Source organism: Flavobacterium saccharophilum (assembly GCF_900142735.1).
Taxonomy (GTDB): Bacteria; Bacteroidota; Bacteroidia; order Flavobacteriales; family Flavobacteriaceae; genus Flavobacterium; species Flavobacterium saccharophilum.
The window spans coordinates 233,852-259,896 of record NZ_FRBY01000003.1 but is presented as its reverse complement, the minus strand read 5'-3'; the positions used below and the strand labels follow the sequence as shown (position 1 = coordinate 259,896).

The window sequence follows — 26,045 nt, the reverse complement described above, 5'->3', positions numbered from 1 at the left end:
GTTTTTTTAGTTTCAGGTTTCTGTGCGTTCCAATAACTTGAAACTTGAAACCTGAAACAAAAGAAACTAAATTTTACACTTTGCGAGTATCTCTTTTACTTCGGTTTTACAACTTCCGCAGCCCAAGCCGGCGCCCGTATTTTTACATAAATCGGTGAAGTTGTTGACACCGCCTTTAATAGTTTCTTCAATGTTTCCGGCCCCAACCTGACTGCAGGAACAAACTAATTTTCCTAATACCGGTTTTGCGTTTGAACTTCCTCTTAATAATGAATTCCGCTTGTCTGATAATTCGATTTTGCTTTCGATCATCGTTTTGAACTCAGCAAATTCATTCTTGTCGCCCATTAAAATGGCTCCAACAAGCAAATCATTTTTAACAATGCATTTTTTGTAATAACGCTGTTTTAGATCGGCAAAAACAATTTCTTCGTACGAATCATCATTTTCCGGAATCTCAATATCTCCGATACTGCAGAGATTAATATCTTCCAGTTTCAGAATGTTCATTAAAACCGAGCCTTTGTAATAACTGCTGATATCACCGGCTAAATAATTAGCTAAAATATCAGCCTGTTCTTCGGCAGCAGATGTGATTCCGAATAGTTTATTATCAAATTCGGCTATTTCTCCAATAGCATAAATATCAGGATTTGAAGACTGTAAATACTGATTTACCTTAACTCCACGACCACAGGCAAGTCCTGTTTCGCGGGCAATTTCGATATTCGGAATAGTTCCGATGGTATAAACGATCGTATTTGCGGTAATGATTCTGCCACTTTTTAAGGCAATTTCTAATTCGTTTGGATTCTCGGTTTCAAAGACAGTACTTACTTCATTATCAAAATAAATCTGAATGTCGCGAAGCTGAACTTCCTCAGCCAATAATTTACTTGAAATCAAATCCAACTGGCGCTCCATCAAACGAGAAGCCCTTTGAATTATCGTGATTTTTACTTTTTTATGCTTTAAGGCCGCAGCCAATTCCAATCCTAATAAACCACCACCAATAATAACAACATGTTGTTCTTCAGGAGGTAAATTGGTATTGTCAAGATAGGATTTTAGTCGGTCCGCATCTTCTTTACGACGAACGGTAAAACGACCGGGTAAATGAAGCTGAGCATTTTCAGGAATGAAAGGACGGCTTCCTGTTGCTAAAATTAAAGAATCGTAAGTGTGGGTTTCGCCTAAACTATCTGTTATGGTTTTTGACGTCGCATTTATTTTATCAATTGCCACGCCGGCTTTCATCGTAATTTTTAGTTTACTTAAAGCTTCACCGTCTTTTACTTTTAATAATTGTTGCCAGCTAAATTCGCCTGTCATGTATTCTGGTAGCAAAACGCGATTATAAAACGGATTTAATTCATTCGAAAAAACAATAATTTCATCCGTCGAATTGAATTCGCGATAATTTTGAATAAATCGGAAGGCTGCTGCTCCGGCTCCCACAATGGCAATTTTCTGGAAAAGTTTTACATATTTGGTAATGGCAACAGTCGTATATTTAAAATCTGGTTCTTTTGAAACAGGATCCACAACGGTATTTGTTAAATTATTGGTTCGGTTCAAATCATTATCAAGTTGTTTTCCCCAATGCATTGGCAGGAAAACTACTTTCTCTTTTATGGAATCTGTAACTTTTGCTTTTACGCGAACTTCTCCATTTTTGCTCGAAACAATAACAATATCACCATTTTTGATGTCGTTTTTATAAGCATCAATCGGATTAATTTCTAAAACCGGACTTGGTGTATGCGTCATCAAACGGGATACTTTTCCGGTCTTGGTCATCGTATGCCATTGATCGCGAACCCTTCCTGTAGTCAGGATAAACGGAAATTGCGGACTTGGTTGCTCCGAAGTATTTTCGATAGCCGTTGGTAAATTGAAAATTGCTTTTTTTGATGGTGTATAGAATTTTTTATCTGTAAAAAGGCGAGGCGTTCCCGGATGTCCATAATCAGGAACAGGCCATTGAAAAGTACCTTCGGTTCTTAAACGGTGATAATTTAAAAAGGAGATATCAATATTAGTGTTTTTCGTCAGCGCGCAATGTTCTTTATAGACTTCTTCGGCACTATTAAAATTAAAGCCGTTGAAATTCATTTTTTTAGCAAAGCGAATTAAGATTTCAATGTCCGGAAGTGCTTCTCCGGGCGCATTGATTCCTTTTGGTAGATACGAGATACGACGTTCTGAATTGGTCATGGTGCCTTCTTTTTCTAACCAACCGGCGGCAGGCAATAAAAGATCGGCATATTTAGAAGTATCAGCATTATGTGAAATATCCTGAACCACCACAAATTTGGCATTTTGAAGTGCTTTTTCAATGCGACGAGAATCGGGCAAACTTACCATCGGATTGGTACAAATAACCCAAACCGCTTTCATTTTGCCTGATTCCAATGCTTCAAACATTTCGGTTGCTGTTAATCCCGGTTTATCTGAGATTTCGTCAACGCCCCAGAAATCAGCTACTTCTTTACGATGTTCCGGATTTGCAATGTCTTTGTGTGCTGCTAAAAGTGTTGCCATTCCGCCCACTTCGCGTCCGCCCATTGCGTTGGGTTGACCAGTTAGTGAAAATGGCCCGGAACCCGGTTTCCCGATTTGCCCTGTCAATAAAGATAAATTTAGTAAAGCGGTATTTTTGTCGACACCAACAGCACTTTGATTTAAACCCATTGCCCAAAGCGAAATAAACCCTTTTGCTTTTCCGATAATATCGGCGGCAAGTTTAATGTCGTTTACGGAAATTCCGCAAAGTTTAGAAGCTTTTTCAAGGGAAGTTCCTAAAACTAAATCTTTATATTGTTTGAAATTCTCCGCATGATTCTTTACAAAATCGTGATCAACATATCCTTTCTCAATAATACGTTTTGCAATAGCATGGTATAAAATGATATCAGATCCGGGAATAATTTGCAGATGTAAATCGGCGAAAGCTGCCGTATCTGTTCGTCTCGGATCAATTACAATAATTTTTATTTTTGGATTATTCTCTTTGTGTTTTTCAATTCTTCTAAATAAAATAGGATGACACCAAGCAGGATTGGCTCCGGTAATCAGGAAAGTATCTGCCAGTTCGATATCGTCATAAGCAATTGGCACAGAATCTTCTCCAAAAGTCTTTTTATAACCCACAACCGCAGAACTCATGCAAAGTCTCGAATTGGTATCGATATTATTGGTTTTCAAAAAACCTTTTACCAGTTTATTGACCAAATAATATTCCTCTGTTAAACATTGGCCAGATATATAAAACCCAACGCTGTCAGGTCCGTGTTTTTTTATGATAGAAGTAAAAACTGCTGCCGCGCGATCAAGAGCAGTGTCCCAGCTCACGCGTTCCAGCGGATAGGATTTGCTGCCGCGCATTTCAGGATATAAGATTCGGTCAGAAGTATCATTGACTACGTAATGCAAGTTCATTCCTTTAGAACACAACATTCCTTTATTTACCGGATGATCTTTATCGCCCGTAACCATCACACCATTTTTGGCGTCATTGGTGACGATAATTCCGCAGCCGACGCCACAATATGAACAGGTAGTTTTGATTTTGGTATTTTGCATTACAGCTTCTTTTTTAAATACAACTATAGTAATTATGCCCAGTCCTAAGTGCCTCACGTATTTGACTTAGACAAAAATAAGTATTTTTACGTATAAATACTTATTTTTTGAAATTATTTTTCTATTTTTGATGAAATAAATGAGGAACAACAAATTAGTTTTTAAATCGATTAAAATTTAGGACTCATGAAAGAAGAGCAAGCCATTTGTTATTCCTGCGCGAACGAAAACTGTTTTATTAAAAAACATCTGCATCTGGAGCAAATGAAACAATATGTTCAGAAGAAACATAGTTTTGTTTGTAAAAAAACGCAGCAGTTTATCATCGAAGGCGCTCCAATTCAGGGACTTTATTTTATTTGTAAAGGAAAAGTCAAAACGGTTAAAACCGGAATTAACGGCCGTGAGCAGATTGTTCGCCTTACTAAAAATGGCGACACAATTGGCTTTCGTGGTTTCGGAACCAGCAAACGTTATCTGATTGGTGCTTATGCTTTAGAAGATACAGTTTTGTGCAATTTCAGCAATGAAACCATGATGGAGATTCTTCAAAACGTTCCCGAATTTACATACGCTTTAATGTTGTTTTATGCCGATGAACTCAATAAAAGCGAGAACAATATCCGTAAAATCGCCCACATGAATGTACGTGAACGCGTAATCGATTTGCTATTATACATCCACAGAAAATTCGGCCAAATGAACGGCTTAATTGATATCGAATTGTCAAGAAAAGAAATAGCAGACTTCGCCGGTACTACTGAAGAGCAAGTGATTAGAGTGCTTTCAAGCCTTAAAAAAGAGTCGCTAATAAAAACCGTAGGAAAAAGAATTGGCATCCTCGCCATTCCAAAGCTCCAGTCAGAAATAATGGAACATAAGTATTTTTAGTTTTTTTTGTTTCAAGTTTCAAGTTTCACGTTCAGGTTTCAAGTTCAGGTTTCAAGTTTCAAGTTTCACGTTTGTACCCATAATAGATACAAATCCATTCCTCTTTTCTCTATATTCTTTATTCTATACTCTTTATTCTTGCCTCTTGCTTCTTTGCTCTATTCTCTTTCTTCCAAAAATTATCTAATTGCCAAATCATCTAATTCTCCTAAGTAAATTACGTATACCTCAAAAATCTCTTATTTCACGGGACTTAATCCCAAATTCATGCGAAAACGCAGAAAACAAATTGACTTTCAAACGCTTTTTATGGGTTAAAAAAAATGTTTTAACATGGTATAAGTATTGTACTTAAGTATTTATACGTATATAAATTTGCTTCATACAAATCAAAACAAATTATTATGAGCAAATTAACCAACCTTATATTAAAAAAACACAGCACTATTTTTTCATCAAAATTTTCAAAATCTATTTTATTGTTATTTTTACTTACCATGTTTGGAAGCTATGAAGCACAAGCGCAATTTACACTTACAGGTCAGTTAAGAGACCGAGTTGAAATGCGCGCCGGACAAGGGACTCTTCAACAAGAAGGAGATAAAGCTGCGTTGTTTACAAGCCAGAGAACAAGATTAAATGCCGGATATTCCGGATATAGATTTAAAATATTTACCGCAGTACAAGACGTTCGCGTTTGGGGACAAGATGCTTCTTCGATCAACAGAACAACAACAGAAGCGAATAACGGAATTATATTGCACGAAGCCTGGGCTGAGATTTTTTTGAATGATACGGTAAGTACGATTCAGAATCTGTCTATAAAAGCAGGACGTCAGGAAATTTCTTATGACGATCAGAAGGTCTTGGGGAGTTTAGACTGGTTACAACAGGGGAGACGCCACGATGCGATCATTTTTAAATTCGCTAATAAAGGCTGGATTGCTGATGTTGGAGCCGCTTTCAATCAGAATAAAGAAAATAATGCAGGAACAATTTATAATGGCACAAATCCGGCTTACGGTGCAGGAACTAACGGAATTGGGACGATGTATAAATCATTTCAATATGCTTATGTGGGGAAAAAATTCTTCTTTGGTGACTTGTCTTTTTTATTCTTCAAAGATGATTTTAATAAATATACTTTAGTAACCGCAGGAACTCCGCCAATAACTACTAAAGTAAACGGAACTGGAGTTTGGAGCCGAAATACAACCGGAGTTTACTTCAATACCAATGTGACGAGAAAATTAAATTTGACAGGTAGTTACTATTACCAAGGTGGAAAAAATAAAGATGGAAGATCATTAAACGCCAATTTGTTTTCGATTACATCAACTTTACAAGTAGGAAGAAAATTGTTTATCGGCCCTGGAGTTGATTTTTTATCGGGTGATGACGGAACAAAAACTGTTACAGCTGATTCAAAAGACAATCGATTTGATCCTCTTTACGGAACCCCTCACAAATTCTGGGGAAGCATGGATTATTTTTATGCTGCAAACGGCTTTGGAAAACAAGGTTTACTGGATTACTTCTTCAAAATAAAATATAACGCCAAAGATAATTTAAGTTTCGCATTGGATATCCACGGTTTTGAATCGGCTAACACTTTATCTAATGGCGCTGGCGGAAAATTAAACTCTTATTTAGGAACTGAACTGGATCTACTTGTAAAATACAACCTAACCAAAATCATCAATATCGAAGCAGGTTATTCTTTCATGAAAGCTACAAACTCTATGGCTTCTGCAGCGGTTAAAAATGTTGCCAATGCCGATTTAAGTCCACAATTTGCTTATGTAATGCTAAATATCAAACCTAATTTTTTAGCTAAAAAATAAAAACCAATAACTTTTAAATTTCTTAAAAATGAAAAAAATACAGACAAATACAACAGAAGTTTTTAAAAGAATAGTACTGACTTTAATACTCGTTTTAGCCGTTTCTTTTTCGGAAGTATCAGCTCAGAATGATCCAGTAAAACTCGGGTTTATTCCGCTAACGGATTGTTCTCCAATTGTAATGGCAAAAGAATTAGGATTGTTTAAAAAATACGGAGTCGAAGTAGTGGTAACCAAAGAATCTTCATGGGCCAATGTTCGTGATAAAATTTTAACCGGCGAATTAGACGGAGCGCACTGTCTGTATTCAATGCCGTTTTCGGTTTACACCGGGGTAGGAGGAAAAGCAGGTTCTGAAATGAAAATCGCTATGATGCTGAATGTAAATGGCCAGGCGATTACACTTTCAAAAGATTTTTGTGGAAAAGTAGGTTTCAAACAAATGAATAAAATTGCACCTGTCGTGGCGGCCAAACTTAAAGCGGAGAAGGAAGTGACTTTTGCCATGACTTTCCCGGGAGGAACACACGATTTATGGTTAAGAAACTGGATGGCCATTGCGGGCGTAAATCAAAAAACATCTAAAATTATTACGATTCCGCCTCCGCAAATGGTAGCGAATATGAAAGTGGGAAATATGGATGGGTATTGTGTAGGAGAACCTTGGGGTGGTGTTGCAGTGAAACAGGGAATTGGTTTTACGCAAGTAGCTTCACAAGATATCTGGAAAGACCATCCTGAAAAAGCTTTGGTTGTGAATAAAGAATTCAGCGAGAAAAGAAGAACCGATCTTGTAAAAGTGATGAAAGCCGTTTTAGAAGCCTGTATTTGGCTGGATAATCCTGCTAATCGTAAAAAAGCGGCTGGAATAATTGGAAAAGCCCCTTATGTAAACGCTCCCGCAGATGTTATCGAAAATAGATTAATGGGGAATTACGATTTGGGCTGTAATCAGGGAACGGAAGTTTATGCCAAAGATTATATGTTGTTTTACAAAGGCGGTCTGGTGAATTATCCTAGAAAATCATATGCTATTTGGGCTATGGCGCAATATGTTCGATTTGGCTATTTGAAAGAAGCGCCAAATTATAAAGCAATTGCCGATAAATTGATTCTACAGGATTTATACGAAGAAGTGGCGAAAAGCATGAAAGTAAAAGTACCAAATGATGATATGAAGCCTTTCTCGCTAACAATGGATAAAACGGTTTTTGATCCTTCAAATCCCGCAGCTTATTTAAAAGTGGTTAAAAAATAATTTTTTCCGCCACGAATTCACGAATTAGTTTTTCTATTCAGTGCTAAAATAAATTCATGAATTACTTCGTCTCTTTCCTTCGGTCGGGTCGTGGCGAAAAATCCCTAACATAATTGTCAAATTTAAATCAGAATATCATGTCTAATAAAGATACTTTAACGCTAAACGATATCGCGGATCAAACAGAAGTTTTGATGGAAAACACCGCGATTGATACGGTAAGAAATGAGAAATTAAAATTGATTTTAAATGCAATTGCCATTAAACTAAAATCAACTGCGTTTGCAGGAATCGGAATCGCTTTATTTATTGGTTTTTGGAGTTTATTGAGTGTTTATACGAAAGATGCACTTCCTGGACCATTGGCTACTTTTACCGTTTTGAAAGAAATGTTAAGCGATCCTTTTTACGATTATGGACCGAATGATAAAGGAATCGGACTGCAATTATTCAATTCTATAAAAACCGTTTTATTGGGCTTTTTATTAGGTTCATTAGTAGCAATCCCAATTGGGATTTTGATGGGAGCGAGCACGATTTGCAAACAAATTATGTATCCAATTGTGCAGCTTTTAAAACCGGTTTCGCCTTTGGCATGGTTTCCAATAGGATTGGTCGTTTTTAAAGATACGGGTATGGCGACTATATTTATTGTTTTCATTACCTCGTTATGGTCAACCTTAATCAATACTTCCTTCGGAATTGCCTCTATCCCCCAAGATCATAAAAATGTAGCAAAGGCATTCGGTTTCTCAAAAATGCGTTATCTCACCAAAATATTAATTCCGTTTAGTTTGCCCCACATTATAACCGGATTACGTTTGAGTATTAGCGTAGCCTGGCTGGTAATTGTGGCCGGAGAAATGCTTTCAGGCGGAGCCGGAATTGGTTTCTTCGTTTGGGACAGCTGGAACGCCTTAAGTCTTGAAAAAGTAATTTCAGCCATTATTATCATCGGAATAGTGGGTTTGATATTCGATAAATTCTTCACGTTTATAGAAAATAAAGTTTCTTATAAAGCTTAATCAGAGGTGCAAAGGTTCAAAGTTGCAAAGGGACAAAGGTTTTCAAACTTGAAACTTGAAACTTGAAACCCTCCCAAATCTAAAATCAACAATCTAAAATCAAAATCCATGAGTTATTTAGAAATCAAAAATTTAGAGATATCATTTCCAACTCCAAAAGGGAAATACATTGCTGTTCGTGATATTAATTTATCCATTCAAAAAGGAGAAATCATTTCGATTATCGGGCATTCGGGTTGTGGAAAATCGACTATTATGAATGCTATTGGCGGGATGCTGACACCAACTGGAGGTTCAGTAGAATTAGCCAATCAAAAGATAAAAGGGCCGGGACCGGATCGCGGAATTGTTTTTCAGAATTATTCGCTTTTGCCTTGGTTAACGGTAGAACAGAACATCTTTCAGGCTGTTGATTCGGTTATGAATTGTTCTAAAAAAGAGAAACACGAGATTGTGATTCAGAATCTTAAAATGGTCAATTTGTTTGAACATAAAGATAAATTACCAGGGCAACTTTCGGGCGGAATGAAACAACGTGTTGCCATTGCGAGAGCTTTTGCGATTAATCCGGGAGTATTGCTTTTGGATGAGCCTTTCGGAGCTTTAGATGCCTTAACCAAAGGATCAATGCAATTAGAAGTTTTGAAATTATGGAATTTAGACAACAGAGAAAAAACAATCATTATGATCACGCATGATATTGAAGAGGCTTTGTTTTTATCGGATAGAATTGTGGTGTTGAATAATGGTCCGGCATCAACGATAAGAGAAATTGTAGAAGTGCATTTGCCAAGGCCAAGAAACAAAATAGAAATCGTAAAAATGCCTGAATATATAGCTTTAAGAGATAAATTATTGCATTTATTGACAGACAAATTCTCTATTGAAGATATGGGAATGAAATATAAAAATTAAAGAGAATTAAATTGAGATGTTCTGTTGAGACGCAAAGATTTGCGTCTCAACATTAAGTTTTATTTTTTCCTTCCAACAAATCGAATTACAGAACCTTTTCCGTTATGGAACAAACCTTCATTCAGTTCGATTTCTGTTTCTTCCAATTGAATGATTTCGTAGTTTGGGAAATCGGCTTTTATTTCTTCAATTGAAAATAAAGATTCAATATCTTTTGGTCCGCCAACTTTGTCATTTATTGCCAGATATTCTAAATGTTTTTTGCTGAAAGCTTCAAAAATAATAATACCGTCTTTTCGTAAATAAGTTTCAAGCATTTTATGAAGAGCCGATTTAATTTCTGCTGGAAAATGAGCGTAAATCAAAGCAATGGCATCAAATTGTTGAGGTTGATAATTTAGCGTTTCTAATGCTCCAACTTTATAATCGATGGTTACATTGTTGGCTTCAGCGAGTTTTAAAGCTTTGTTTTTTCCTTCTTCGCTGATATCAAAAGCAGCAACTTCCCAGCCTAATTTGGCAGCGTAAACAGCATTTCGGCCTTCGCCTTCGGCAGGAAAAAGAATCGTTCCGGCATTTAATTTTTCGATTTGTTCTTTAAAGAAATTATTGGGTTCTTCGCCATATGCAAACTCTTCGTTGCTGTAGCGGTCGTTCCATCTTTCCGTCCAGGTGTCATTCATTATTTATAGATTAAAGTTAATAATTAAAGGCTTGTGGTCACTGTGCATCGTCCAGTCGTGATAAGTTCCAATTTCAACATGGTCCAGGACTTCTATAAAATCATTTGATGCAAAACAATAATCCAGATGATAAGGTTTGTTTTCATGACGATAAAGATACAAAGTAGGATGCTCTTCTTTACCCTGAATTTGATTGAAATATTTGTGATAGGTACTGTAGATTTTCTTTGCTTCGAGTTTGTTTACCACTGTAGTATGGTTTCCTTCCCGACGTGGTTTGTCCCAAATGGTATTGCTGTTGAAATCACCAATTAAAATCGTTTTGGTCTCTCTAATTAGATCTTCGTAATAATTGATGGCTTTCCAGACCTGAGTGACGTATTGTCCGTCTTTATCTTCAGGATTATTGGCCCAAACTGCAAACAAAGTAAAGTCAATTGTTCCGCCAGAAACGGCAATAGGAAGAATGTTTTTAAAGCTCGGATTATGACAATCGAGCAATCGAAACCGATATTCACCATAAGAAAAAACGCCAATACCTTTATGCGGATTTGTACCATACCAAAGAATATCTGTTGGTAATTTTGTGTCGGCTGGGAATTTTAGTTTTTCAGGATTTTCACACTCAGAAATTACGACAATATCAGGATTGTACGGCAGAATGAATGCTGCCTTTTTTCTGAACGCCATGTTGCAATTCCAGTTTATGAGTTTCATTTATAAAAAAAATTAAAAAGAGAATAAAAGATTAGGCAATCCAAGTTCCTTCAACTTCATCAATAATCCATTTATTATTGACTTTTTTAATATAAATTCTAAATCCTTGTCCACAAAGCCTTCCGCAAGCAAAACCACCATCTAATATTCCGAATTTTTTATCCTTATCGAATTGTATTCTTGAAAAAAAAACCACTCCTGAAAATAGAAAGTTGTATTTAGTTTGCCAAATTACACCCCTTTCTTTTGGAAATTGAGAAATATTTTTAAGTGCAAATTTATTGTGAAGTTTAATGTTTTCAAATTCAAACAGGTATTCACTGTTTTTGTCTTTTAATTTGACGATCTGCGTTTTGAAGTGTTTTTGAAAATCTTTATTGAGGTCTTCATGGCTGTCTTTTATAACTGGATCAAATGCAACAATAATTTTAGAAGTGTCTTTCTTAATTTTTTCTGTATTGATTTTCCATTCTAACAATTTTTGCTCCTGTTCTTTCGTAGCTTTTGTGCTGTCAACGCCAATATAATGACCTGTTTTATCATATATTGATTCTCCGTATTCTGGTGGAAAATTGGTATATAATCTTATATCAATACAAGTTGAATCGATTAAACTTGGGAAAATTTCAGTCATTACATTTTTCTCAAATTCTAAATCTGTAACTTTCTTTTCACAGCTAGAAAAAAGAATAACTACTAGCATGAATATTACTTTTATAATTCTCTTCATATACCAAATATATCAATAAAAACTGCAAAATAATTTATGCAAATAAAAAAAATACCCTTTTCCAAAACTGAAAAAGGGTAAATTGAAAATGTATATTTTAGAAGATTGGATTAAATATAGCTTTGAACTTTTTAATCTTAACCCACAAGTTTTGTTATACCATTATTGATGTCAATTTCTGCAAAGTTATGTTTTCCCATAACGATAAGCAATTTGTCTGTATTATAGCCTACATATCTTATTTCTGGATTTCCATTTTTTGGTTTTCCGCAAATAGAAATTACATTAGTTTGCCATTTCAATTTGCTTCCTTTGTAGGCAGATATGGTTTGTAGATCGTTTTCAACATAATAAATAATGTTGTTTTTTTTAATTCCTCTTTTTTGTGTTTTTGCAAAATTAATTTCTGAGTTTTTTGAAATTAAAGTGTCATTGAATTTTTGACCAATGCCAGTGTGTGTGACAAAAAATGTCAACATAGATAGTTTTAAAAATTGTTTCATTTGGATAGAATTGGGGGTTCATAATCGATTCAAATATAATTAATTAAAGCAAATAATAACAATTTATTAAGAGAAAAAAAAAGACCCTTTTCCGAAATAGGAAAAGGGTAAAATATCTAACTTAATTTTAAAGAAAAACTATTTTTTCCAACTAAAAATTCTGGGATTCACAGAAACTATCATCCACGCCCAATTGTTGGTATGACCTGCGTCACCAGCTTTTAAAAATTCCAACGTTTTAGAGCCAAACATTTGAGAATAACCTCCCGTAAGTGTAATGTCTTTTTTGAAATTATAACCGGTTGTAAAATCAATTTCAGTTCCTAAATAATGTTTCAATTCTTCATTTTTAATTGGGTTTACAATTTTATTTGGAGTATTAAATACATGTGGAATCAAAGCAAATTGCCATTTGTTGCTGGTATAATTCAGTTTTAAATAAGCATCTTCTAAACCCATTGTATTTTGGTAATTACCCACATAAAAATAATCCATAAAGCCATTGTAAGCATGATTGTTACCGAAAATAGGAGAAAAAGATTTGATGACAGTACTTTTATCGTTTGTGTCTTTTCCTGATAAAAATTCGTAACCTAGACAAGCTTTAAAAGAATCGGTTACAGTATATCCAAAACTACCTCCGGTATACCAGGCGCTTACTTGTTTGTCAGCACTTTTTCCGGTTTGACCGTACAGACCAAGATTTGTGTCAATTTTTTTGGTTTTGTACGTTAGATACGTTCCAAAAGTTTGTTTGTAATCAACCAATAACTTTGCTTGCGTATTTGCGTATTCATAACCTGTATTCAAAAACAATAAGCTGGCACCAAAATTTTCATAATTAGAATGATACCATGCATATTGCATCGCTTTGTAATTTGTCACCGTATAGGGCGTCTGAATGATATTTTCTGCAGTTGAATTATAAGCTGCTCCTAAATCCAATTGATGATTTTCAGGATGAAAAGAAACCACTACTGCATCATGACTTTGTCCTTGTTGTGCCCAATCCATTTCGGCCATAATACGTTGATTATCGTAGGCTAATAATTGTCGGCCTATACGTGCACTCCATTTCTCAGTTATATCATATTGCGCCCAGGCTTCAAAAAGGGCAATGCTATTTTTATCAGCAAGTGTTGTGGTAGGAACATCTCCCCAGGTTCTGATATTTTGCAACGTTAATTTTGTACTTAACTGGTCTTGCTTGTAATTAAAATTTAATCTCGAACGCTGCGAAATTTGAGACGTACCTTCCTGACCTTCTGGTAAAAGTGTTCTGTACCCATTTCGATATTCAAAACGGGGTCTGATTTGTAAATTTGCCTCTAATTCTTGTGCCTGTACACCTGCTGTGATCATCCCCATCATCGCTAAAAGAATTATTCCTGATTTTTTCATATTGTGATTTATTAAAATAAGTCGCAATATTATAGGAATCGGATTATTTTTTAACTGACAAATGTCATAATTTTGATAAGGAAGAAGACATTAATTACGATCAATAACACGGGATAAAATAGGTTGTTTTTCGTTCATAATTTTAGTGATGGTATAATGCATCCAAATCAAACAAATAGCGGAAAAAACAAGAATGAAAATCCATGAACTAGACCAGATTCCGGTTGAAGTTAATAGGTAGCCAAAAATAATCGGTCCAAAGAAACCGCCTAATCCACCAATCATGCCAACCATTCCGCCAACAACACCCACTTCTGTCGGGAAGTATTCTGGAATATGTTTGTAAACCGCTGCTTTTCCAATCCCCCACGAAATTCCAATTAAAATTACTAATACAAGAAAAACCCACATATTGGCATCGAATTTAATTACCGTGATTCCTTTAGCCAGAAGCTCTTTTTTCTTCACTGTTTGGTTTTGTTGCACTACAACTTGCTGCCAGGAAGTTTTGGTTGGAAAAATAGCATCTTCGGTATCATTTTCCTTTTTTTGAGCAACAGCAAAGTCAGTATCGCCAATTTTTATTTTTTCATTTGAAACTTCTGTAATCGTTCCTTTTTTGGTAGCCAAAACTCCTGGTCCTGTAGTTGTGATTTCCATTTTCGGAATCATTAATAAAGCACTTAAAACAACAGAAGAACTCAAAACCCAATACATCACTTTTCGTGCTCCAAATTTATCTGATAAATAGCCACCAAAAGCTCTGATAACACCCGATGGTAAACTGAAAAGCGTTGCAAACAATCCGCCCATTACCAAACTCGTTTGATACACGTTCATGAAATTTGGCAACAACCATTGTGAATACGCCACGAAACATCCGAAAACTAAAAAGTAATATGCTCCGAATCGCCAAACTCGGGCAGATTTTAAAGACTGAAGCATTTGAGAAACGCTTTTGGTATTGTTTTCTATTTTTTTGTTCTTAGCGAATATTAAAAAGGCAATTCCAATAACGACCAATGCTACACCATAGATTACAGGCAATATTTTCCAGCCGTTTTGAGGATCTTGGATAGCAAAATGATTCAATAAGGATGGTGCTAAAAAAGTAGTGATTGCAGCACCGGCATTTCCCATTCCGAAGATTCCTAAAGCGCGTCCTTGCCATTCTTTAGGATACCAGATAGAAGTATATCCAATACCCACGGCAAAACTCGTACCGACCATTCCGAATAAAAAGCTTAGTAAAGCGAATGTTATAAAACTATCTGCAAGAGGCAATAAAAACAACGGAATCGAGCAGAGTAGGAGTAACAGTGAAAAAACATATTTTCCGCCAAATTTATCCGTCAAAATACCAATTGGCAAACGCATAATAGATCCGGTTAGAATTGGAATTCCAAGCAGCCAGCCCACCTGAACAACGCTCCAGTGAAAAATACCATTATCTACTAAAAAGGTTACTAAAACACCATTTAAAGTCCAACAGGCGAAACACACGGTAAAAGCCAGGGTATTTAAGAATAAAATTTTGTGTGATTGCGAGAGTGAGTTTGTAATTTTCATAGCACTTATATTTTTTAACAAAAATAAGTACTATAACGTAGTTAAAAACTGCGTTTTCGCAGTTTTTGAAAAATAATTACGTAATTATACGTAGTTTTCTATAGTAAGGAATACTCAGTCGCTTTATTAGAAAGTTCCATTAGATTTTTTACTTTCAATTTTTTCATCAGGTTAAAACGATGTACTTCTGCAGTACGCTTGCTGATATCAAGAGCTTCGGCAATTTCTTTGTTTCCTTTTCCGGATAATAAAAGTGTCAGGATTTCTTTTTCTCTTTTGGTGATCATCATTTCTTCACCTAAATTTTGCTTAGGTTCTAATGAAGCAGAAGAGTTTGTCAATTGTCCAATAAGTATAGAGGAAATATCTCCACTGAAATATTTTCCACCTGCAGCAACAGTATGAAGGGCCTTTAGAAATTCTTCTTTGCTTGAACCTTTCAATAAATAACCATCGGCTCCGGCTTTTATTGATTTTAATACGTATTCCTCTGATTCATGCATCGAAAGCATAATGATTTTTACCTCATTATTGTCGCTTCTAAGTTTTTCTACTACCTCGATACCGGTTAAGTTTGGCATACGAATATCTACTATAAGTAAATCGGGTTTACTGTCAGCGACAACTTCAAGAGCATCGGCACCATCAATAGCTTCGCCCACAACCTCAATGTTTGCTTCGTTTTCCAGTAAAGATTTTATTCCATCTCTTACAAATACATGATCATCTGCCAGGACAACTCGAATAGTAGCACTCATATTTTACTTAATTTTGATTCTGAATTTTTACGTATATTCATCTATAAAGAAGATGCTAATATACGTAATTTTTTAAATTAGATAATGGGTCAATTAGATAATTAGATAATGTGAGAATTGTTTAATTAGATAATGTGAGAATTGTTTAATTAGATAATGTGGCAATTAGATAATTAGATAATGTGAAAACAACTTTGTTATTTGGTTATTTTTTTGCGCAAACTTGTCATCTCGACGAAGGAGAGATCACACTTGTGGATCGACAAAGATTGGAGATTTTGATTGCGGAGTTTCGCGTGTCATTGATATATACAACGGGAAATTATCTAATTATCTAATTGGCAAATTATCTAATTATTCAAATTGGTATATTAAAAGTAATCCTTGTCCCTTCACCCGGAATCGATTTGAAGAAAACGCGCCCATTTATATATTGAATTCTTTCTTTCATAAACAACATTCCCATTCCGGATTCGCTGTTGCGTTTTTTATCGACAGCGGCTACATCAAAACCTTTACCATTGTCGTCTACAATAATACTTAGTAAAGAATTGCTGTGCGACAGCTGTACAATAATATGCGATGATTCGGCGTATTTAATGGCATTATTAATGGCTTCCTGAGTAAGGCGGTAGATGTTGATTTCGATCAAAGAATCCAAACGTTGGCTAAAATCGGTTTTATTGTAAAACAGGATTTCTTTTCCGGTTAGTTTAGAAAGTTCCTGAGTCAGTTTTGCCAGAGATGAAACAATTCCATGATCGCTTAATTCCGGAGGCATTAAATTGAAAGTTGCGGTGCGAACGCCTTTGATAATATCGAGCGATAATTTCTTTAGATATTCAATTTTTTGAGCCGATTTTTCCTTGTCGTCCAGATTGATACTCTCTAAACTGAATTTCAAACCCGTTAACATTTGCCCAATTCCATCATGGATTTCTTTGGCAATTCGGTTTTGTTCGTTTTCCTGATTCTCAACAATTTTACTCGAAATAACCTTTTGCTGATTGATTTTTTCGGTACTGTTTTCGATATTCAGACGTTCGACTTCACGCTGTGCTTTTTTGCGTTCTGTAATATTGAAACAAACAATTAAAAGTTCTAATTCATCTTTTTTAATCGTAACCGGAACCATTGATAAATCCAGCCAAATATTTTGACCTTCTTTATTGACAATATTAATTTCGCCCTGCCATCCGCTGCGCTGTTTTTCGAAAATAATACGATCAATATTCAGTTGTTCTTTCTCGTCGGTAGTTAGCACTTCTGAGAATTTTTTGTTGGAAGAAAACTTGGTATAATTTAAAAGTTTAGCAAATTTTTCTCCAATATGAATGATGGAACCATCAGGCGCAATACGGCAATAGAGCAGCGTATTTTCCATGGCATAATTCAGGGATTTTAATTCTTTTACGGAGTTTTCTTTTATCTCACTTATAATCTCGGTGTCGTAAGCGAGTTTTAAAGCTTTCTTTTCAGAAGATAAAAGTTTGGCAATCAGTCGCTCGATTTTTTTGTTAGTAGGTTTGAAGATGAAGAAAAACTCCAGAAGCAAAACCAATAGGGTAAAGGCAAAAATCCAATATTCGATTCTGCGTTGTTCGGTGACTTTTTCGTGCGCTTCCAGATCGTACTGACTCACAATCTGATTCATTTTCGAGAGAAAAAGACCTTCGTTTTTCAGAATGGTTTCAACCAGTTTTTGATTTGTTGCTAAGTTGTTTTTTTGCTCTAGATTCAGCAGAAATAAATCGGTTGTTTCTACAATATTGGTGAAACTAGGTTTTATTTCAAGGTATAATTTATCAAGCGTTTCGCTTTTTTCTTTCGGAAAAGCCAGGCTATCACTTCCATTTTCAAGTGAATTCTGATTGTTTTTCCAAACAGATAAAACGTTTTTTAAATGGGAAATTTGTTTTTGAGAAGCGGTATCAGAAACATAATGTAAAATCAAAACTTCTTTGACAATTTTCTGGCTCAGCATTCTCTGCTTTCCTGAAATATTAATGATTTTAGAATCGCTAAGCTGTTGTTTTAAATTGTATTGAACTAAAACCTGACTTATAATTATGGTTACAGCAATAGTCCAGAGTGCAAAAAAATACAGACGACGTAAATTTTTGAAAGTAATTTTATCTGCAGTTTCCTGATTGCTTTTTTTCATAAAATCAGATTACAACCCTAAAGATGCTTTTATCAAGTTTAAGTTTTCTTCAGAATAGTTGATTTTTAGGGCTTCCTGATGTCCTTTGTCCGACATTTTATCCCAGGTTTTTTTGATGATATTTTTTAGCTTTTCCTCATCATGTTTGTGCACAAAAGGATCTAAATAATATTCTAAAAACACCAAACAGATAACATCTTCAAGCAATTGTGTTTCGGCATCTTTTTTAAGTAATTTCTTTTCGATTAAAAAAGAAACGCGGTCAATAAAATCTTGATTATATCCTGCTTTTTCTAAGATTTCTGCAGTAAGTTTAGCATGAAATTTTTTCAATTCTTCTCTCCATCTCAAGTAGCCCACTCGATCCATTGGGTACGATTCGCGAGCGACTTTCCATCGGCAAATGTGTTGTGCTTTTGAGGCGATCTGAACTTCTTCTGAAGCTTCGGGCTCGAATTGCATCAGCCTTTCGTACATCCTGTTAGAATAGAGTAATTCTTTAGGATTTTCGTTGTTTTGGTCGATTTCGATATTTGGATCCTGAGCATTTTCAGCATCAATCCATTCGCTTGCTTTTTGAAAAGGTGTGTTCATTTTTGGTCAGATAATAGATTTCAAATATACTGAATTTAGTTTTAAAGCTTAATTATTTTCAGGAGCTAATCCCGCTATCCGTTTCAAACGAAGTTCACTGAACTCCGAAATAAAATAAAATTAAGTGAAGTAATCTTTTGTGGCGAACCCCGCCACAAAAGGATTTCCACTTCTATCGGGGCTAGGGCAATCATTTTTATAAGAATATTTTCGTCTAGTTTGTCATTCCGACGAAGGAGGAATCCCCGCGAGTAACTCTACAAAGATTGGCGATTTTCTGTGCGGAGCAACTTGCGGGGATTCCTCCTTCGTCGGAATGACAAGATTGAGTAACCGCAATTGTATAATTAATCCACAAACCCAACAAACACTTCGTCTTCAATAACTTTTATTGGATACGTTGCAATTTTTAAATCATCATCTCCATTTAAGTTTGAACCATCAACCAATGAAAAGGTTTTTTTGTGCATTGGACAGGCAATCTTCGGAATATCATCTGTTGAACCTGTCATTCCTCTGGCCAAAACCATTTCCATTTTATGCGGGCAGGCATTTTGACAAGCGTACCATTCGTTGCGGCGTGTAAAATTGAAAATCGCAATTTGCTTGTTTTTGTATTTGATACAGCCTCCGCGGTTGGTTGGAAAATCTTCTACTTTTCCGGCTTTGAACCAAATTGTAGCATCGTTTGGATGTACTGTTTCGTATTGACTTAAGATTTCTTCCATTTTGAGCATTTTTTTGTTCCTGTTTCTTATCCCTCTTTTTACAATCAAGAGAGTTTGATGGCGCAGTAAAAAAGAGGGTAAGAGGACAGCAAACGTTTGTGATATTTTTTTCTTTTTTTTGGAGCTTATTCCTTTAGGACGAAAATTTCTCGCAAAGACGCAAAGGCGCTAATTTTTTTTTCTTTAAGTTTTTATAATTTGACTTTGCGACTTTGCGTCTTTGCGCGATTAAAAAAACTTTTTTACGACCACGCTTTTGGCGCTTTTTGATCTCTTAACGGGACAAAAACAACATTGTCATCTTTCTCTTCAGAGTTTACAAAATGGTTGAAACGTTTTAATAATCTTGGTTTTTCTAATACTTGTTTCCATTCGCATTCAAAAGTGTTAACTAAAGTTTGCATTTCAGCTTCTAAAGTTTCGCAAAGGCCTAAACTATCTTCAATAATTACTTCTTTCAGATACTCTAAACCACCATCTAATTTTTCTAACCAGGTTGAGGTTCTAATAAGCGGACCAGCCGTACGGATGTAATACATTAAAAAGCGATCCATGTATTTGATAACCGTTTCTTTATCAATTTTTTCAGCTAATAAAAGAGCGTGTTTTGGATTGGCTCCACCATTTCCGGCGATGTATAAATTCCATCCGCCTTCAACAGCAATTAGACCAAAATCTTTTCCGCGGGCTTCGGCACATTCACGGATACAAGCTGAAACACCACCTTTTAGTTTGTGCGGAGAACGAATTCCTTTGTATCTGTTTTCCAGTTCGATGGCAAATCCGGCGCTGTCGTCCATTCCGTAACGACACCATGCGTTTCCGACACAGCTTTTAACAGCACGAAGTGATTTTCCGTAAGCGTGACCACTTTCAAAACCATTATCAATTAAGATTTTCCAGATTTTAGGAAGATCATTCAAATGCGCTCCGAATAAGTCAACACGTTGAGCACCCGTAATTTTAGTATATAAGTCGAATTGTTTGGCAACTTCTCCGATAACTATTAATTTCTCTGCAGTGATTTCCCCTCCGGCAACTCTTGGTACAACAGAATAAGTTCCGTTTCGTTGAATGTTAGCCAAAAATCTATCGTTAGTATCTTGTGTGGTTACGTGTTTGTTGGCTGTATCATTATAAATACTAGAGAAAATAGAAGCAACAACTGGTTTACAAACTTCACAGCCGTCACCTTTTCCATGATGATCGATTACATCGTAGAAATTCTCATATTTATTGATTTTTACTAAATCAAATAATTCCTGACGGTTATAATTAAAATGCTCGCAGATAACCTCTTTTACTTCTTTACCAAGTGATTTTTGAGTGGCTTTTACCAAATCAGAGACCATTGGTTTACAGCCTCCACAACCCGAAGTTGCTTTGGTATGTTTTACAACATCTGAAAAACTAGAGCAGGTTTCATCTAAAAGTGAACAACAGATAGAACCTTTTGTTACGTTTTCGCAAGAGCAGATTACGGCTGTATCTGGCAGATCCATAACACTTCCTAAACTTGAACCTTCAGACCCGTCTCTTGATCCTAAAATCAAATCTTCCGGATTTTTCGGCAAAGCCATGGCGTTGCTGTAAATCTGAAAAAGAGAATTGTAATCACTTGAATCTCCAACTAAAATCCCGCCTAATAAGGTTTTAGAATCTTTCGTAACATTGATTCTTTTGTAAATTCCAGATAATTTATTTTCATAAATAATCGCAGTTACATCGTCGTTTTCGATAAAAGGATCACCAAAACTCGCCACTTCAACACCAATTAATTTCAATTGTGTCGACATATCGATCGTTTCTCTCATGGTTTTAGAACCATTTAAGATTTGCTCAGCAGCTACATCGGCCATTTCGTAACCTGGAGCAACAAGTCCGTAAATGTTTTGATTGTATAAAGCCACTTCGCCAATCGCATAAATAGAAGGATCTGATGTTTGCATCTGATTGTTTACCACAACTCCGCCTCTTAAGCCAACTTCGAGTCCTGAAACTCGGGCTAATTCGTCGCGAGGTTTAATTCCTGCAGATATAACCAACATATCAACTTTTAACAATTCTTCGTTGGCAAACATCATTCCCGTTATGCAGGCTGCTCCGTCAATATATTGTGTAGCCTTGTTAAGATGAATTCCAATATTTAATTCTTCAATTTTAGATTGTAACATGTCGCTGGCGCCTTTGTCCAATTGTCTTGGCATCAAGCGTGGTGCAAATTCCACCACATGCGGATTCAGTCCTAAATCTCGAACCGCTTTTGCAGCTTCAAGACCTAATAAACCGCCACCTAAAACGGCAGCTTCTGTCGCACCTTTTTGCTTTATTTTTTTGGCATACCCCATAATGGCATCCAAATCTTCGATCGTTCTGTAGACAAAAACCCCTTCTTTTTCAACCCCGTCTATTGGCGGTACAAATGCCGAAGATCCAGTAGCAAGAACTAAGTAGTCGTACGTATGCGTTTTTTCTAAATGCGTATGTATTGTTTTTTCTTCACGATTAATATCTGTAATTAATTCAGAAGTGTTTAGAATAATATTGTTTTCTGCGTACCATTCACTAGTTGACATTGATAAGTCATCTGCGGTTTTTCCTCCAAAGTATTCACTTAAGTGAACACGGTCGTAAGCGCGTCTTGGCTCTTCACCAAAGACGGTAATCTGATACTTTTCCTGTCCTGATTTTGCAATGAATTTTTCGCAAAATTTATAACCAACCATGCCGTTTCCAACTACTATTACTCTAATCATGATTTCTTTAATTAAGTATTACTACGCAAATATAAGTATTTATACTTATAAAAATACGTATGCAATTTGATTTTTTGTTAGAAAACAATGAAAATTAATACGTATTTTATCGTAATCTCTTAAGTAGTGCGGATTTCAGACGGTTTCCCAACATTTTAAAATTTATGATTTTAGTACCCATTTTCTTAAATTTGAAAAGATTCTAAATAAGGATTTCAGAAAATTGTCGTAAATTCAATTCAATTTTTGAATTTGGATCTTAAAATTCAATTCATTTTAAATAGCAATCTCATGAAAAATATACTTGTATTTTTGTTCTTCTCGTCGTTGATAATCAGCTGTAAACCTGTGTCAACAGGTTCAAAAGAAACAGCTTCGGCATCAAGCACTCAGGAAGCCGATATGACCATCTATTTTAAAGCAACCGGAAATGAACCGTTCTGGGGAATAACAATAGGGAAGGAGCAAACCATTTTTACGTCGCTGATTCCGGGCAAAGAGAAAATCATTTTTTCATCTGTTGAACCAATTAAAGCAATGGATGCGAATGTAAAAATGTATAAATTAAGTAGCGAACAGGCAACAGCGAAAGTTACAATTCAGCAAGTAGATTGTCAGGATTCAATGTCGGGAGCAATTTCGCCTTATAAAGTTTCAATTGAAATTAAAAACAATGCAGAGCTTCAGTCTAAAAAAGTCGAAGGCTGCGGAAAATATATTACCGATTATCGCCTGCACGATATTTGGGTTTTGGAAGAATTAAATGGCTATAAAGTTTTCATAGCCGATTATCAAAAAGAGTTACCAAGAATTGAAATTCATGCTCAGGAAAGCACATTTATGGGTTTTGGAGGATGTAATTCAATCAGCGGAACACTTTTCTATGAAAAAGACGTATTAAGATTTACCAAAGTAATTTCGACTTTAATGGCCTGCGCGCCGGGTAATAAAGAGAGTGAATTTACCAAGGCACTTCAAAGTACGACCACTTATTCAATTGGAGATAACCGATTGACGCTTTCGAATCCTTCAGGGAAATTGTTGGTGTTTAGAAAGGTGGATTAGTTATAAATACCGATATTTTCGAATAGTTTGTCATTCCGAGGAACGAGGAATCCCCGCAAGTAACTCGACAAAGATTGGAATCTTTCTGTGCGGAGCTACTTGCGGGGATTCCTCGTTCCTCGGAATGACATACATCGCGGAAAATTGGTATTTGGAATTTAAAATTATTGGAATTTAAAAAAGTTATTCCAATAATTCCTTAGGATCTTCAGCGTCTTCTTCAATAAAATCCAGTTCTAAAGCACGTACCGTTTGAACCGCGTTTCCAGCGATACCACGAATCGATCCGTACATTCCTAAAGTGTTGTGAACTACTTTTTCGATTTGTTTTTCACGTTGTTTCCAGATACGTTGCATTGCTCTTTTTTCGGCATCAAGATCGCCTTGCATTTGCGTAAAACCTTCTACGATTCCTTCGATTTGTAAACGGAATTCATTGCTTGTTAAAAAATCATACAACATCGACATTTTATCACCTTTGTTTTCCTGCGCCTGAACCGCCTGACTTACCTGAATTAAAGACTGGCGTAAAACAGCGCTTAAACCTTTAAATTCTTCATAAGTACAAATCCAGATACCGTCGCGCATTCCCATTCGGTCCATTCCGGCTGGCATTACTTCGGTTACTAAAACACCGATATTGGCTCTTTTGGTTCGAATATCATTTTTGAATTTCTCAATCCAGGATGGCTGAAAAGCTTTGGTACGCTTGCTTTCGTAATAAATAGAACCACAATTTTGTAATTCGCGAGTGTTTACAATCTGAAGACAATCGGCACCATTTGCTCCTTTTTTAATTTCATCAATACTGTCTAACGGAAAATTATTCGCCAGCCATTCTTCGATGGCTAATTCCATTACTTCGCCTTGTAACTGCATAGAACCTTGTTCCTGCTTGCGTTTCATTTCTTCGATTAGCTTTTTCTGATCGTCAGATTGTTTTTGGTATTCTTTTATTTTAAGCTCGTTTTTTTCTTCTTCCTGTTTGCGGATTTTATCGCGTTCCAAAACCAAAGTAGCGTTCAATTGTTTTTGAGCCTCGGCTTCGATTGCTTCTTTCATTTCCAGTTTTTCACGTTGGAGTTTCGCAATTTCGCCCGTCATTTTATTTAATTCGCGAAGTTTCTCAGATTTCTCAGAAAGTTCCTTTTCCATTAAGGTCAAACGATCCTTGTTTTCTTCTTCGAGTTTGGTTTTTAGTTTTTCGGTAATTTCTTTTTCAGCTGTCTTTTTTTCGCGTTCTAAACGTTCAGCGAAAAGTTCATTTTCCTGTTTCTTTTTAGCTTCAAAGTCGGCTTTGGCTTTTTCGAATTGTTCATTTTTAAGCTCCAATTCTCTGCTTTGAGCATTGGCTTTTTGTTGAAATTCTTTACGGATACTATCTTCCAATTGATGTTTTAAAACATCATTAACATCGATTGGTGTCCCGCAATTTGGGCATATAATTGAAGATTGCTCAGCCATTTTTATTGTTTTTTTAACGAGAATTATAATTTGCTAAGGTATTTAAAAGTTCGTTGTTTTTAAGGAATTTACTTGTGATAAATTGTAACTTTTTTGACGTGAAATTGGCAGGATATTTTATTAATCGCGCAAAGGCGCAGAGTCGCAAAGCTTTTTTTATTATTATAAGTTGTAAGTTAAACGCACTGTTTGTCATTGCGAGGAACGAAGCAATCACGCTAGAAAAGCAAAAACTTATTCAGCTAATGTGGTTGTTTCGTTCCTCGCAATGACATAAAATGAGGAAAAACTTTGCGACTCTGCGACTTTGCGCGATTATCTTTTAAAATTCAACAAAAAATCAACGGCAGATTTTGTAATCTTAGAATCATCTTCTTTTGAAGTTATTAAAGAAACATCCGTAAATAAATTGACTTTTTTTAATTCAATAAAACCAATTTCTGGATCCTGATTATTCTTCGCAATGTTCGATGGAACGATCGAAATTCCCAAACCATTTTTGACCAACTGTACTATCGAATTAATGTTGTTTGATTCGTGAACGACTTTTGGTTCAAAGCCATAAAAGGCGCAAAGTTCCAACAAAACTTCATGATAATGTGGTGCGTAATCTTTATTGAAAAATACAAAAGTTTCCTCTTTTAGTTTCGGAATCTCTTCTTCAGATTTAATTTGAATTAAACTCTTATTATAAACTACAGAAAATCCATCCTTAAACCACAATTGCGATTTTATTTTAGGAGACTTTACTGGTGACCGAATAATACCTAAATCAATTTTCCTTTGTTCCAAAGCTAAAATTTGTTTGGTAGTGGAAACTTCAAATAATTTGAAATTTACATATGGGAATTGTTCTTTCAATTGTTTGATCAAGTCTGAAATAACGGAAGAGTAAATTGAACTGATATACGCAATTCTGAATTCGCCGGAAACATTCTCGGCAATCTTTTTTGTTTTAACGGAAATGCGTTCCAGATCTTGAAAAAGTGATTTGACTTCTTTTTCGAAATATTTTCCAGCTTCGGTAAGTTCTACTTTTTTGTTATTTCGATTAAATAAGCGCGCCTGTAGTTCTTCTTCCAATTCCATAATCTGCCGGCTCAAAGGCGGTTGCGAGATAAAGAGTTTTTCTGAAGCTTTAGTAAAGTTCAGTTCTTCGGCTACAGCCAAAAAATATTTTAAATGACGTAATTCCATAAATACCTATTAAGTATTAATAAGTGACAAAATAAGTATTTTTGAAGTATATATCAAAATGATAGTTTTACAAAAAAAAAATAATGGCACACGGATGACGCGGATTTAAACTGGTTGGCGCAGATTTTATTGTTTAAATTACTCATTTAAAAAATGTAATGGATTCAATGGATAACAAAACCAGCACATATCAGTTTA

Annotated in this window: 20 protein-coding genes; 6 read left to right on the top strand and 14 right to left on the bottom strand. The window is 35.5% G+C overall.

Annotated elements, in window-relative coordinates; all coding sequences use genetic code 11:
- Positions 1–66: 66 nt before the first annotated feature.
- A complete protein-coding gene (locus tag BUA98_RS11135; RefSeq protein ID WP_072972513.1) occupies positions 67–3,585 on the bottom strand; it encodes a nitrate reductase in 3,519 nt (1,172 codons plus the stop codon).
- 186 nt (positions 3,586–3,771) lie between these two features.
- On the opposite strand from BUA98_RS11135, the gene BUA98_RS11130 reads away from it, so the two are divergent.
- From BUA98_RS11130 to BUA98_RS11110, 5 genes are all read left to right on the top strand, one after another.
- On the top strand, positions 3,772–4,476 hold the full coding sequence (locus BUA98_RS11130; protein WP_072972510.1) for a Crp/Fnr family transcriptional regulator: 705 nt from the start codon (positions 3,772–3,774) through the stop codon (positions 4,474–4,476).
- A 404-nt stretch (positions 4,477–4,880) separates the two neighbouring features.
- Positions 4,881–6,320, top strand: a complete 1,440-nt coding sequence (locus tag BUA98_RS11125; protein ID WP_208857987.1) for an alginate export family protein — start codon at positions 4,881–4,883, stop codon at positions 6,318–6,320.
- A gap of 28 nt (positions 6,321–6,348) precedes the next feature.
- Positions 6,349–7,578 (top strand): CmpA/NrtA family ABC transporter substrate-binding protein, encoded by a 1,230-nt coding sequence (locus BUA98_RS11120; protein WP_072972507.1) that lies wholly within the window; start codon positions 6,349–6,351, stop codon positions 7,576–7,578.
- 137 nt (positions 7,579–7,715) lie between these two features.
- A complete protein-coding gene (gene ntrB / locus BUA98_RS11115) occupies positions 7,716–8,603 on the top strand; it encodes a nitrate ABC transporter permease (protein ID WP_072972505.1) in 888 nt (295 codons plus the stop codon).
- A gap of 108 nt (positions 8,604–8,711) precedes the next feature.
- Positions 8,712–9,518, top strand: a complete 807-nt coding sequence (locus BUA98_RS11110) for an ABC transporter ATP-binding protein (protein WP_072972502.1) — start codon at positions 8,712–8,714, stop codon at positions 9,516–9,518.
- Between the two features lie 59 nt (positions 9,519–9,577).
- Here the strand turns inward: BUA98_RS11110 and BUA98_RS11105 are convergent, their stop codons facing one another.
- The 11 genes from BUA98_RS11105 to nirB form a co-directional block, all read right to left on the bottom strand.
- On the bottom strand, positions 9,578–10,201 hold the full coding sequence (locus BUA98_RS11105) for a class I SAM-dependent methyltransferase (RefSeq protein ID WP_072972497.1): 624 nt from the start codon (positions 10,199–10,201) through the stop codon (positions 9,578–9,580).
- Positions 10,202–10,204: 3 nt separating this feature from the next.
- Complete coding sequence (locus BUA98_RS11100; protein WP_072972494.1) at positions 10,205–10,918, bottom strand: endonuclease/exonuclease/phosphatase family protein; 714 nt, start codon at positions 10,916–10,918, stop codon at positions 10,205–10,207.
- A 31-nt stretch (positions 10,919–10,949) separates the two neighbouring features.
- The gene (locus BUA98_RS11095) at positions 10,950–11,621 is read right to left on the bottom strand and encodes a hypothetical protein (RefSeq protein WP_139257007.1); all 672 of its coding nucleotides are present in this window, start codon (positions 11,619–11,621) and stop codon (positions 10,950–10,952) included.
- Between the two features lie 164 nt (positions 11,622–11,785).
- On the bottom strand, positions 11,786–12,151 hold the full coding sequence (locus BUA98_RS11090; protein ID WP_072972488.1) for a hypothetical protein: 366 nt from the start codon (positions 12,149–12,151) through the stop codon (positions 11,786–11,788).
- 138 nt (positions 12,152–12,289) lie between these two features.
- On the bottom strand, positions 12,290–13,552 hold the full coding sequence (locus tag BUA98_RS11085; RefSeq protein ID WP_072972485.1) for an alginate export family protein: 1,263 nt from the start codon (positions 13,550–13,552) through the stop codon (positions 12,290–12,292).
- 90 nt (positions 13,553–13,642) lie between these two features.
- Entirely contained in the window at positions 13,643–15,121 is a 1,479-nt protein-coding gene (locus tag BUA98_RS11080; RefSeq protein ID WP_072972482.1) for an MFS transporter, read from the bottom strand.
- Between the two features lie 98 nt (positions 15,122–15,219).
- Positions 15,220–15,879 (bottom strand): response regulator transcription factor, encoded by a 660-nt coding sequence (locus BUA98_RS11075; RefSeq protein WP_072972480.1) that lies wholly within the window; start codon positions 15,877–15,879, stop codon positions 15,220–15,222.
- A 358-nt stretch (positions 15,880–16,237) separates the two neighbouring features.
- A complete protein-coding gene (locus BUA98_RS11070) occupies positions 16,238–18,043 on the bottom strand; it encodes a PAS domain-containing sensor histidine kinase (RefSeq protein WP_072972477.1) in 1,806 nt (601 codons plus the stop codon).
- A 9-nt stretch (positions 18,044–18,052) separates the two neighbouring features.
- A complete protein-coding gene (locus BUA98_RS11065; RefSeq protein WP_072972474.1) occupies positions 18,053–18,637 on the bottom strand; it encodes a DUF4202 domain-containing protein in 585 nt (194 codons plus the stop codon).
- Between the two features lie 347 nt (positions 18,638–18,984).
- Entirely contained in the window at positions 18,985–19,365 is a 381-nt protein-coding gene (gene nirD / locus BUA98_RS11060) for a nitrite reductase small subunit NirD (RefSeq protein ID WP_072973274.1), read from the bottom strand.
- 242 nt (positions 19,366–19,607) lie between these two features.
- Positions 19,608–22,121 carry a nitrite reductase large subunit NirB gene (gene nirB / locus BUA98_RS11055; RefSeq protein ID WP_072972472.1) on the bottom strand — a complete coding sequence of 838 codons (2,514 nt, stop codon included), beginning with the start codon at positions 22,119–22,121 and terminating at the stop codon, positions 19,608–19,610.
- A 291-nt stretch (positions 22,122–22,412) separates the two neighbouring features.
- Between nirB and BUA98_RS11050 the strand changes: the two genes are divergently transcribed.
- Positions 22,413–23,186 (top strand): META domain-containing protein, encoded by a 774-nt coding sequence (locus tag BUA98_RS11050; RefSeq protein WP_072972469.1) that lies wholly within the window; start codon positions 22,413–22,415, stop codon positions 23,184–23,186.
- 183 nt (positions 23,187–23,369) lie between these two features.
- Here BUA98_RS11050 and BUA98_RS11045 read toward each other — a convergent pair whose 3' ends face one another.
- Positions 23,370–24,650, bottom strand: a complete 1,281-nt coding sequence (locus BUA98_RS11045) for a DUF2130 domain-containing protein (RefSeq protein ID WP_072972466.1) — start codon at positions 24,648–24,650, stop codon at positions 23,370–23,372.
- Positions 24,651–24,965: 315 nt separating this feature from the next.
- Positions 24,966–25,847: a LysR family transcriptional regulator gene (locus BUA98_RS11040; RefSeq protein WP_072972463.1), complete on the bottom strand. Its 882-nt coding sequence runs from the start codon at positions 25,845–25,847 to the stop codon at positions 24,966–24,968.
- Positions 25,848–26,045 lie beyond the last annotated feature (198 nt).

Bases quoted from the DNA above. Each gene is read 5' to 3' on its own strand.
- BUA98_RS11135 (WP_072972513.1), bottom strand. From the start codon at position 3,585: ATGCAAAATACCAAAATCAAAACTACCTGTTCATATTGTGGCGTCGGC.
- BUA98_RS11130 (WP_072972510.1), top strand. From the start codon at position 3,772: ATGAAAGAAGAGCAAGCCATTTGTTATTCCTGCGCGAACGAAAACTGT.
- BUA98_RS11125 (WP_208857987.1), top strand. From the start codon at position 4,881: ATGAGCAAATTAACCAACCTTATATTAAAAAAACACAGCACTATTTTT.
- BUA98_RS11120 (WP_072972507.1), top strand. From the start codon at position 6,349: ATGAAAAAAATACAGACAAATACAACAGAAGTTTTTAAAAGAATAGTA.
- ntrB (WP_072972505.1), top strand. From the start codon at position 7,716: ATGTCTAATAAAGATACTTTAACGCTAAACGATATCGCGGATCAAACA.
- BUA98_RS11110 (WP_072972502.1), top strand. From the start codon at position 8,712: ATGAGTTATTTAGAAATCAAAAATTTAGAGATATCATTTCCAACTCCA.
- BUA98_RS11105 (WP_072972497.1), bottom strand. From the start codon at position 10,201: ATGAATGACACCTGGACGGAAAGATGGAACGACCGCTACAGCAACGAA.
- BUA98_RS11100 (WP_072972494.1), bottom strand. From the start codon at position 10,918: ATGAAACTCATAAACTGGAATTGCAACATGGCGTTCAGAAAAAAGGCA.
- BUA98_RS11095 (WP_139257007.1), bottom strand. From the start codon at position 11,621: ATGCTAGTAGTTATTCTTTTTTCTAGCTGTGAAAAGAAAGTTACAGAT.
- BUA98_RS11090 (WP_072972488.1), bottom strand. From the start codon at position 12,151: ATGAAACAATTTTTAAAACTATCTATGTTGACATTTTTTGTCACACAC.
- BUA98_RS11085 (WP_072972485.1), bottom strand. From the start codon at position 13,552: ATGAAAAAATCAGGAATAATTCTTTTAGCGATGATGGGGATGATCACA.
- BUA98_RS11080 (WP_072972482.1), bottom strand. From the start codon at position 15,121: ATGAAAATTACAAACTCACTCTCGCAATCACACAAAATTTTATTCTTA.
- BUA98_RS11075 (WP_072972480.1), bottom strand. From the start codon at position 15,879: ATGAGTGCTACTATTCGAGTTGTCCTGGCAGATGATCATGTATTTGTA.
- BUA98_RS11070 (WP_072972477.1), bottom strand. From the start codon at position 18,043: ATGAAAAAAAGCAATCAGGAAACTGCAGATAAAATTACTTTCAAAAAT.
- BUA98_RS11065 (WP_072972474.1), bottom strand. From the start codon at position 18,637: ATGAACACACCTTTTCAAAAAGCAAGCGAATGGATTGATGCTGAAAAT.
- nirD (WP_072973274.1), bottom strand. From the start codon at position 19,365: ATGGAAGAAATCTTAAGTCAATACGAAACAGTACATCCAAACGATGCT.
- nirB (WP_072972472.1), bottom strand. From the start codon at position 22,121: ATGATTAGAGTAATAGTAGTTGGAAACGGCATGGTTGGTTATAAATTT.
- BUA98_RS11050 (WP_072972469.1), top strand. From the start codon at position 22,413: ATGAAAAATATACTTGTATTTTTGTTCTTCTCGTCGTTGATAATCAGC.
- BUA98_RS11045 (WP_072972466.1), bottom strand. From the start codon at position 24,650: ATGGCTGAGCAATCTTCAATTATATGCCCAAATTGCGGGACACCAATC.
- BUA98_RS11040 (WP_072972463.1), bottom strand. From the start codon at position 25,847: ATGGAATTACGTCATTTAAAATATTTTTTGGCTGTAGCCGAAGAACTG.